The sequence below is a fragment of the Affinundibacterium seohonense genome (assembly GCF_014284305.1).
Classification (GTDB): domain Bacteria; phylum Pseudomonadota; class Gammaproteobacteria; order Burkholderiales; family Burkholderiaceae_D; genus Undibacterium; species Undibacterium seohonense.
The window spans coordinates 1-8,223 of the sequence record NZ_JACOFW010000050.1 but is presented as its reverse complement, the minus strand read 5'-3'; the positions used below and the strand labels follow the sequence as shown (position 1 = coordinate 8,223).

10 protein-coding genes are annotated in these 8,223 nt (G+C 46.6%); 8 read left to right on the top strand and 2 right to left on the bottom strand.

Annotated elements, in window-relative coordinates:
• Positions 1 to 180 precede the first annotated feature (180 nt).
• Positions 181 to 1,224, bottom strand: coding sequence for a phosphoribosylformylglycinamidine cyclo-ligase (gene purM, locus H8K52_RS20370; RefSeq protein ID WP_186924750.1), 1,044 nt, complete (start codon positions 1,222 to 1,224; stop codon positions 181 to 183).
• 171 nt (positions 1,225 to 1,395) lie between these two features.
• On the opposite strand from purM, the gene H8K52_RS20365 reads away from it, so the two are divergent.
• Genes H8K52_RS20365 through H8K52_RS20330 form a run of 8 tightly spaced genes read left to right on the top strand, consistent with a single transcriptional unit; the run spans position 1,396 to position 7,515 of the window.
• A complete protein-coding gene (locus tag H8K52_RS20365; protein WP_343044267.1) occupies positions 1,396 to 2,517 on the top strand; it encodes an AI-2E family transporter in 1,122 nt (373 codons plus the stop codon).
• Between the two features lie 37 nt (positions 2,518 to 2,554).
• Positions 2,555 to 3,232: a DnaA regulatory inactivator Hda gene (gene hda, locus H8K52_RS20360; protein ID WP_186924749.1), complete on the top strand. Its 678-nt coding sequence runs from the start codon at positions 2,555 to 2,557 to the stop codon at positions 3,230 to 3,232.
• A gap of 48 nt (positions 3,233 to 3,280) precedes the next feature.
• Entirely contained in the window at positions 3,281 to 3,961 is a 681-nt protein-coding gene (locus H8K52_RS20355; RefSeq protein WP_186924751.1) for a histidinol-phosphatase, read from the top strand.
• Positions 3,962 to 3,971: 10 nt separating this feature from the next.
• Complete coding sequence (pcnB, locus tag H8K52_RS20350) at positions 3,972 to 5,369, top strand: polynucleotide adenylyltransferase PcnB (protein WP_186924748.1); 1,398 nt, start codon at positions 3,972 to 3,974, stop codon at positions 5,367 to 5,369.
• Positions 5,370 to 5,373: 4 nt separating this feature from the next.
• Entirely contained in the window at positions 5,374 to 5,850 is a 477-nt protein-coding gene (gene folK / locus H8K52_RS20345; RefSeq protein WP_186924747.1) for a 2-amino-4-hydroxy-6-hydroxymethyldihydropteridine diphosphokinase, read from the top strand.
• 31 nt (positions 5,851 to 5,881) lie between these two features.
• Positions 5,882 to 6,229 (top strand): DMT family protein, encoded by a 348-nt coding sequence (locus H8K52_RS20340; RefSeq protein ID WP_186924746.1) that lies wholly within the window; start codon positions 5,882 to 5,884, stop codon positions 6,227 to 6,229.
• A gap of 39 nt (positions 6,230 to 6,268) precedes the next feature.
• Positions 6,269 to 7,081: a 3-methyl-2-oxobutanoate hydroxymethyltransferase gene (gene panB, locus H8K52_RS20335; RefSeq protein WP_186924745.1), complete on the top strand. Its 813-nt coding sequence runs from the start codon at positions 6,269 to 6,271 to the stop codon at positions 7,079 to 7,081.
• Positions 7,082 to 7,104: 23 nt separating this feature from the next.
• Positions 7,105 to 7,515, top strand: coding sequence for a hypothetical protein (locus H8K52_RS20330; RefSeq protein ID WP_186924744.1), 411 nt, complete (start codon positions 7,105 to 7,107; stop codon positions 7,513 to 7,515).
• A 133-nt stretch (positions 7,516 to 7,648) separates the two neighbouring features.
• On the opposite strand, the gene H8K52_RS20325 is transcribed toward H8K52_RS20330, so the two are convergent.
• Entirely contained in the window at positions 7,649 to 8,017 is a 369-nt protein-coding gene (locus H8K52_RS20325; RefSeq protein WP_186924743.1) for a hypothetical protein, read from the bottom strand.
• Positions 8,018 to 8,223 lie beyond the last annotated feature (206 nt).

The following is an 8,223-nucleotide window of genomic DNA, read 5'->3' as shown; positions in this document are numbered from 1 at the left end:
AACCAGTTGTTCCAAGGTGACCATTTCTAATTCGTGTTGGAAAGGTGTGGGTGTTTTTAGCATGCCGCTATTAAACCAAAAGGCCTCGCACTTGGCGAGGCCTTTTGGGGTTTGTCAGCAGTCTGACGCACGGCTAGCGTGCGTTTTTATAATTTCTTTACGAGCTAAGCGTCGCCTGCATTACACCACGATAGTCTGATGCTCATCACCTTCACGTGCGCGAATCGTACCAATCTTAAATACGGTCTCGCCAGCTTCTGCTAATTGCGCCATCGCCGCATCAGCCTGATCCGCAGCCATAATCACGACCATACCAATACCGCAGTTAAACACTCGGTGCATTTCTGCATCGGCTACGCCGCCATGTTGTTGCAACCATTTGAACAATGGTGGCATTTCCCAAGACTTGCTATCCAAGATTGCCGTCAATTTATCGCCCAATACACGCGGTACGTTTTCTACCAAGCCGCCGCCCGTAATATGCGCCATACCCTTAACTTCCATAGTCGCCATTAAAGCCAGCAAAGGTTTAACGTAAATGCGCGTTGGTGCGATCAACGCATCCGCCAGACTACGGCCATGGAAATCGGCATTCAAATCCGGATTCGCAATCTCGATGATTTTGCGTACCAAAGAAAAACCATTGGAATGAATACCAGAAGAAGCCAAGCCCAAGATCACGTCGCCCGGTACGATTTTGCTGCCATCGATGATTTTTGATTTTTCTACGGCACCAACCGCAAAACCTGCCAAGTCGTATTCGCCTTCTGGATACATTGAAGGCATTTCAGCAGTTTCACCACCGATCAACGCACAACCTGCTTGCTCGCAGCCAAAAGCCACGCCTTTAATCACATCGGTCGCGGTTGCTACATCTAATTTGCCGCAAGCGAAATAATCGAGGAAGAATAAAGGTTCCGCGCCTTGCACCAAGATGTCATTAACACTCATGGCGACCAAATCGATACCGACGGTATCGTGACGATTTAAGTGAAAAGCCAATTTCAGCTTAGTACCAACGCCGTCCGTACCAGAAACCAACACTGGCTCTTTATATTTTTTGCTGACTTCAAACATCGCGCCGAAACCACCGATACCGGCCATTACGCCTTCACGCATCGTACGTTTTGCGAATGGTTTGATCGCGTCGACCAGCGTGTCGCCAGCAACCATATCGACACCAGCGTCGGCATAAGAAAGAGAAACAGGAGTATTTGTGCTCATAGGATATTCGTCAGTAGGGGCTTGAGGCGGTAAAATAGCGGAATTGCCAGAAACGTGGGTCACAAAAAATAGCAAATTCCTTAAAATTTCAGGGAGAATACTAGTTTGAGATGAACCAAAAGCGCTATTTTAACAAATCGACCTGAGTTTTACCTAGTTTTTAGGCAAATCATGGGTTTAATCGCGAAGCCTAACCTACAAAAGTCTATGCTATTTAATTTAACCAGCAATCAAAAGCAAACCATTACGTGGTTAAGCGTTGCATTCGCATTTATACTTTTGCTATCTTTACTTGGCCCGATTCTGATGCCATTTATTGTTGCAGCCATTTTGGCGTATGTGCTCAATCCCTGGCTGGATAAGCTTTGCTTGATCAAAGTCAAAGGAATCACGCTGCCTAGACCAATTGCAGCAACGCTGATGATCTTACTGGTTGTTGCCTGTATTCTGGCAATCGTTTTGATTATGGTTCCAATTTTACAAAAGCAGATTCCACTACTGCACAATCAAATTCCCTTATTTTTAAATAAATTTAATTCATTAGTCAGCCCTTTCCTGCATGATTTTGGCATTCAGGCAAGTATTGATAGCGAGGGTATAAAGGCTCTCATCAGCGATCATTTGGCAAGTAGCGGCGATGTCATCGGCAAGGCGGTACTTTCATCGATTCGTGTCGGCGGAACAGCGGTTCTAGGCATGCTTGCCAATTTTATTTTGATTCCTATCGTTTTGTTTTACCTCATGGTTGATTGGCACGCTTTACTTCGCCGTATCCATAATTTCATTCCGCGTCGCTGGCTGGAACAAACCCAGTCATGGTTCAAGGAAGTCGACGACTTGCTTGCACAATACCTGCGCGGACAAATCATGGTGATGGTGGTACTGTCTTTTTACTACACCATTGGATTAGCAATTGCCGGCTTTGATCTGGCATTACCAGTGGGAATTTTGACTGGCTTATTAGTCTTCATTCCTTACCTCGGATTTGGTTTGGGCCTATTTTTAGCATTGGTCAGCGCGGTTCTGCAATTTAGTGATTTACATGGTTTGATTGCCGTTGGCATCATTTACGGCATAGGCCAAGCTTTAGAATCCTTTATTCTGACGCCAAAATTAGTTGGTGAACGCATCGGTTTACATCCACTCACCGTCATCTTTGCCTTAATGGCGTTTGGCCAATTGTTTGGCTTTATTGGTGTTTTGGTGGCGCTTCCCGCCTCTGCTGTGATTTCTGTTGCGGCAAAAAATTTACGCAAGTCCTATTTAAACAGTTCCTTTTATCGTCAACCATAGATGATGCATTAACAGGCTTTTGACGATTTTCATGACAATGAGACAGCTTTTACTTGATCTGGACGCAGAAACACCGCCGTCCTTAGATACGTTTGTAGTAGGACAAAATGCAGAACTAGCGCAAATTTTGTGCTTATTCTCCGAGCGTATTGCTAGCCAGTATGGTGAGCGCTCGGTGTATTTATGGGGAGAAGCTGGTGCTGGCAAAACGCATTTATTACATGCCATTGCGCAAGCACCCAACACCCGCTATATCAACGCCGACGCGCCTGAGGAGCAATTTTGGTATAGTCCTGAGGTGGATCTGTACTTGCTCGACAACTGTGAGCAATTGTCAGCTGCGGCACAGATTGACGCTTTTGCGTTATTCAATGAAGCGCGTGCGAATGGGGCGTTTTTTGTCGCAGCGGGTAACCATCCACCGATGATTTTGAATGTGCGTGACGATCTGCGCACGCGCCTTGGCTGGGGCTTAATTTATCAAGTGATCGGCTTATCAGATGAAGACAAGATTGACGCTTTAGAACGTGCGGCACAGGCAAAAGGCATAGGTTTAGCACAAGGCGTGTTACCCTATCTAATTACGCACTACCGCCGTGATATGCGCTCATTAACTTCGATGCTAGGTGAACTCGATCATTATTCACTAGAAACCAAGCGCCCGATTACACTTCCTTTGTTGCGTGAATTATTACAAAGAGACAACGCGGAATAATTTTTTTAACTTGCATGCACATTGAGTATGCTTATGAATAAACAATCCATGCAAAACATCGCTCTATTTGATCTTGACCATACCTTATTGCCTATTGATTCCGATTACGAATGGGGACAATTCCTGTGCCGTATCGGCGCGGTCAATGCGGAAGAATTTGGTCGTCGCAATGCAGAATTCTTTGCCCAATATCAGGCTGGCACTCTAGATCCAGTCGAATATTTAGAGTTTGCATTAGGCACCTTGGCGCAATTTCCACGCCAGCAGCTAGACGATTATCACGCGCAATTTATGCAAGAAGTGATCAATCCCGCCCTCTTGCCAGCCGCACACGATTTGCTAAAACAGCATCAAGATCAAAACGATTTAATCGCCATCATCACGGCGACCAATCGCTTTGTAACACAACCGATTGCACAGGCCTTAGGTGTCGAACATTTGTTAGCAGCTGAACCACATTTAGACGAACAAGGCAATGTGACTGGTAAACTGCACGGTGTGCCGACTTCAGGTCCCGGCAAAGTCACGCATTTAAACACATGGCTCGCGCAACAAGGCAAGCAACTGAGCGATTTTACTAAGAGTTATTTTTACAGCGATTCACAAAACGATATTCCATTGCTCTCTATCGTGACTCACCCAATAGCGACCAATCCGAATAAGCTACTAAAAGCCCATGCACAAGCACATGGCTGGCCGACCTTACAATTATTTGAGCTGCACAACTAAGCAAAAAAGCATGATTAAGAAATTTATCCGTAAAATCCTCGGCGTTAAAAGCCCTGACGACACCATCGATCAAGGCAAAGCGAGCGCAAAGAAAAACAAGCCAAAAGCCTTGACTGCAAAAGAACATGGTATTGATCCCGACCTAGTATCGAACAATGCCATTCGTGTTACGCAAACTTTGCAGGACAATGGTTTTAAAGCCTTCATCGTCGGCGGTGCAGTACGTGATTTATTGTTAGGGGTAAAGCCGAAAGATTTCGACGTCGCCACGAATGCAACGCCGGAACAAGTCAAACGCTTATTTCGCCGTTCCTTCATCATCGGTCGTCGCTTTCAAATCGTGCACGTCATGTTTGGACAAGACTTAATTGAAGTCACGACTTTCCGTGGCGCAGCCAAGCATGAAGCACCTAAAGATGAACATGGTCGCGTGTTGCGCGACAACACCTTTGGTGAACAACACGAAGATGCAGTAAGGCGTGACTTCACCATCAATGCCATGTATTACGATCCTGCCAGTCAAACGGTGTTGGATTACCACGGCGGTATTGCCGATATCCGCAAAAAGACTTTACGTATTATCGGCGTGCCCGAACTACGTTATCGCGAAGACCCTATCCGCATGTTGCGCGCCGTGCGTTTCGCTGCGAAATTACAATTTACGATAGATGCAGAAACACGGGCACCAATCAAAGTCATGGCGGCATTAATCAATAATGTGCCAAGCGCACGCGTATTTGATGAAATGCTCAAGCTCTTAATGAGTGGTCATGCGATGGCGTGCTTGCAGCAACTACGCAAAGAAGGCTTGCATCACGGATTGATGCCCTTACTCGATGTCGTGCTCGAACAACCTTTGGGCGAGCGCTTTGTCACATTGGCTTTAGCCAATACGGACGAGCGCGTACAACAAGGTAAAACAGTCTCTCCTGGATTCTTATTCGCCTCTCTACTCTGGCATCAAGTTGTAGAAAAATGGGAAGCCTACAAAGTGTCGGGCGAATTGCCTATCCCTGCTTTGCATTTAGCCGCCGATGATGTATTGAATACGCAAACCGATGCACTCGCCTTGCAACGCAAAATCGGTACCGACATGCGCGATATCTGGGCAATGCAACCACGCTTTGAAAAACGCATAGGTAAAGCACCTTACAAGCTCTTAGAAAATAATCGCCTGCGCGCTGGTTACGATTTCTTATTACTGCGTTGTGCTTCCGGTGAAATCGACGCGGAGTTGGGCGAATGGTGGACAGATTTTATCAACGGCGACGAGGAAGACCGCGTGCGCTTGCTGAGTGTCAAACCAAAAGCAAAAACTGCGGAAAGCGCGCCTGCAAAAAAACGCCGCCCGCGCCGCAGCCCGAACCGAAACTCAAGTGCTAAACCTAAAACGGATTCGGCAGAATAAAGCCATGACGATCAACGCTTACATAGGTATCGGTGCCAATCTCGGCGATGCGCGGGCGATGGTCGAGTATGCGATTGAAAAGTTGCACACTTTGCCGCAAACACAGTTCAAGCAAGCTTCCTCGCTATTCATTACTGCGCCGATAGATTCCAGTGGTGATGACTATATCAATGCCGTCGCAGCGATAGAAACTGATTTAGATGCGCAAGTATTACTCGAGCATTTACAAGCGCTAGAACTAGCCTGCGGTCGAGAACGCCCGTATCGCAACGCGCCACGCACCTTGGATCTCGATTTGCTTCTTTATGGAGAGCAGAAGATCAATACCGAACACTTGACCGTGCCACATCCGCGTATGACAGAACGCGCCTTCGTCTTGATTCCCTTGTTACAGCTCGATCCTTTCATCAATGTTCCGGGCAAAGGCGCTGCGCATGAATTCGCACCCGCCGTCGCGGATCAGGGCATCAGTAAGCTGTAGCCGCCAACTCTAAGCGCAAGCAAGAATCACCATGCAAATTCCCGTCATCATACAAACTACCGGGCTATTGATACTGTCAAACGTCTTCATGACTTTTGCGTGGTACGGTCACCTCAAAAATCTCAATAGCAAAGCTTGGTATATCGCTGCGCTTGTCAGTTGGGGCATCGCACTTTTCGAGTATCTACTCCAAGTACCAGCGAATCGTATCGGTTACACTCAATACAGTTTGGCGCAACTCAAAATCCTGCAAGAAGTCTTGACGCTCTTAGTCTTCGTCCCTTTTTCGATGATGTATATGAATCAGCCGTTTAAGCTAGACTATGTGTGGGCGGGATTGTGTCTGGTAGGCGCCGTTTATTTTATTTTTAGAAGTTAAGCTTCAAAATCAATCAATTTCACACCAAAGGAAAACATCGTGGCTGAATATTTACAAGACCGCAAAGCGGTTACCATCACGACACTTAATACCTTGCGTGAACAAGGTAAAAAAATCACTATGCTGACCTGCTACGACGCCAGCTTCGCGGCCATGATGGATCGTTGCGGTGTCGAAGTTTTATTAGTCGGTGACTCACTCGGCATGGTCTGCCAAGGACACAGCTCTACGCTGCCCGTCACCAACGCCGATATCGCTTACCACACCGCGTGCGTAGTACGTGGCAATGACAAAGCTTTCGTGGTCGCCGATATGCCGTTTGGCACCTACCCAACACCAGAAACCGCTTTTGCCAACGCAGTGCAACTGATACAAGCCGGCGCGCAAATGGTCAAAGTCGAAGGCGGCGCGTGGATCGCCCCTATCATCAAATTCCTGACCGAACGTTCTATCCCAGTCTGCGCTCACCTCGGCCTCACGCCACAATCGGTGCACCAATTAGGTGGCTACAAAGTACAAGGAAAAACCACCGCAGCTGCCGATTTACTCAAAGCCGACGCCCAATTATTGCAAGAAGCCGGCGCGGCTTTATTGGTGTTAGAAGCAATACCAGCGGGTTTGGCAAAAGAAGTTACCAACGCATTGCACATCCCCACGATTGGGATTGGCGCCGGACCTGACTGCTCTGGTCAAGTCTTAGTGATGCACGATTTGTTGGGCGTATTCCCAGGTCGTAAAGCGCGCTTTGTGAAGAATTTTATGGATGGTCAAACGAATATTGATGCGGCGATTAAGGCTTATGTGGCGGCTGTAAAGGATAAGAGTTTTCCTGCTGCTGAGCATTGTTTTTAAGACTTAAATTGGATGCAAAAATAATGCGTCGCACTTTGCTATCAACGCTAGTACTGCTTACGTTGTCTTCGCTATGCGCTTGTGACTTCTACGTGCCAAGCGCTGGTGACCTAACGAAAGCGAATACGATCGCAAGCCATATCAGTAGCAAATACGGTCGCTTCGAGCAAAGAAGTAAAGTCGACAAAACTCACTCTGGGAAGACCTTCTACATTCGAGCTGGACGCTACCCAGAACTTCAGTTCTACGAAATTATCAACGCTAAAGAAATGGCCGAAATCGAAACCAGTGCAAAAAGTGCTTTAGTGGCTTATGGCGTTGATCGCATACGTCTCGTGTTTTTTGAGAAGCAGAACTTCAGTTGCAATCAAATTGGCGAATGTTCTAGAGGTAAAGAGCACGTCATCAAAGAAATCTTGATTGGCTTGGAGTAGCATCTTACTCACAACAGTTCATCAAATCAAAAACTCGTCATTGACTTAGTTTTGATCGAATGATCAATGAATTCAAAACCAAAACAATTTCATAGCGTCCTTCTTGAATGCAATGTTAAGTTCGATCATCGTCTCACTCTCCTGGTATGTAACGAATTACATTGCCATCTGAATCCAAAATCACTGTAAGGTGACCGCCGGGGGAGGTTAAAGGGTGCCCATTTGAGTAGCCACGAATAAGAACGGCAAATACTTCAAAGCCTTCCTTCGCCTGCTGAATTTTGTAGCGGACATCGATCGACTTTTCGGCGTTCTTCTCAAGGTAGGCTTGCACGCGCCCGACAATTCGTCGCTCCTCAACGGACAAGTGTGGATCGTCAGGCCTCAGTATGTCGTCAAAAGTCTCGGATGTAACATTTGACGCAAGAGGCGTGTTAGTGGATGCTTGTTCTGTACAACCGAGCAACACAATGAAACTCAGCACAGCGAGAAGAATAAGCATAGAACCTTGAGTTGAAAGACGCGTAGGTCGATCAATAAAATTTAAGGTGGCGCATAATTGCGCGTCATTTTCGCGAGTCAGAGCCTGTGAATAAATTTGTGTAAATGTCCACGGTCTATTAACCTCTCGAGCGAGGAATTACCGATGGACATTTTAATGGATAGAGAAAAACTGAAAGCTTTGGCAAAAGAGCTTGCCAAGGATAT